Source organism: Luteimonas padinae, from assembly GCF_014652935.1.
Taxonomy (GTDB): Bacteria; Pseudomonadota; Gammaproteobacteria; order Xanthomonadales; family Xanthomonadaceae; genus Luteimonas; species Luteimonas padinae.
The window spans coordinates 1-1,128 of sequence record NZ_BMZT01000031.1; the positions used below are offsets into that span (position 1 = coordinate 1).

A 1,128-nucleotide genomic window follows, 5' to 3' on the forward strand; every position below is an offset into this window, starting at 1 on the left:
TAGGGAAGGTCTGATCAAAGCGCCCTGAAGCTTGGATTTCAGCGTCGAGCGCTCGATCGACCTCGATTTGATCAAAGTTGCGCCATTTCTGGCGGCTTTCGACGGGTTTCCCCGTCCACCAGACGGATTTACCCCGACGGCTGCAGCAAACGTCGCCGCGCCATCCACAGGTTCGACAGCGCGAACAACGTCAGCACCTGCGCCGTGTTCTTCGCCAGGCCGCGGTAACGCACCTTGGTGTAGCCGAACTGACGCTTCACCACCCGGAACGGGTGCTCCACCTTCGCCCGAATGCTGGCCTTGAAGTGCTCCCAGCGTTCGGCGTACTTGCGCTCGCGCGTGTTCTTCATCGAACGGAGCTTCGACGGCTTCTCGGCAATCCAGAACGCAGCCTCCACGCCTTGCAACTCCTCGCGCTTGTCCGCACCGGTGTAGCCGCTGTCGCCTGTAATCGTGTCTTCCTTGCCGTGCAGCAGCTTGTGCACCTGCGTCACGTCGTTCACGTTCGCCGCCGTGCATTCCACGTGGTGCACCAGGCCCGACTCTTCGTCCACGCCAATGTGCGCCTTCATCCCGAAGTGCCACTGGTTGCCCTTCTTCGTCTGGTGCATCTCCGGGTCACGCTCGCCGTCCTTGTTCTTCGTCGAGCTGGGCGCCGCGATGATCGTGGCATCCACGATCGTCCCTGCTTTCAGGCTCTGGCCCTTGCGTGCCAGGTGCCCGTTCACCCGCTCCAGGATCTGCGGCGCCAGATCATGCGTTTCCAGCAGCCGTCGGAAATTGAGGATCGTGGTCTCGTCGGGAATGTTGTCCAGTCCACCCAGGCGGGCGAAGCGGCGCATCACCGGCATCTCGTACAGCGCCTCTTCCATGCCCGGGTCGCTCAGCGCGTACCACTGCTGCAGGAAGTGAATGCGGGCCACGCTGGCCCATCTTCGGGTAGTGCGGAACGATCAACGCCAACAGCGCGTTCCAGGGCACCACCTGCTCCATCTCCGCCAGGAAGACCTCGCGCCGCGTCTTCTTGCGCTTGCCCGTGTGTTCCGCGTCCCCGAAGCTCAGCTGCATCGTCGTCATCCGTCGAACCTTGCGCTATTGTCGCCGAAGGATTTGTTCAGAGCATCCCTA

The 1,128-nt window shown here is 62.2% G+C and carries 1 pseudogene; it reads right to left on the bottom strand.

The window, feature by feature from the left end:
- Positions 1–128 precede the first annotated feature (128 nt).
- Positions 129–1,068, bottom strand: a pseudogene (locus IE168_RS14425) (IS5 family transposase).
- Positions 1,069–1,128: the final 60 nt, after the last annotated feature.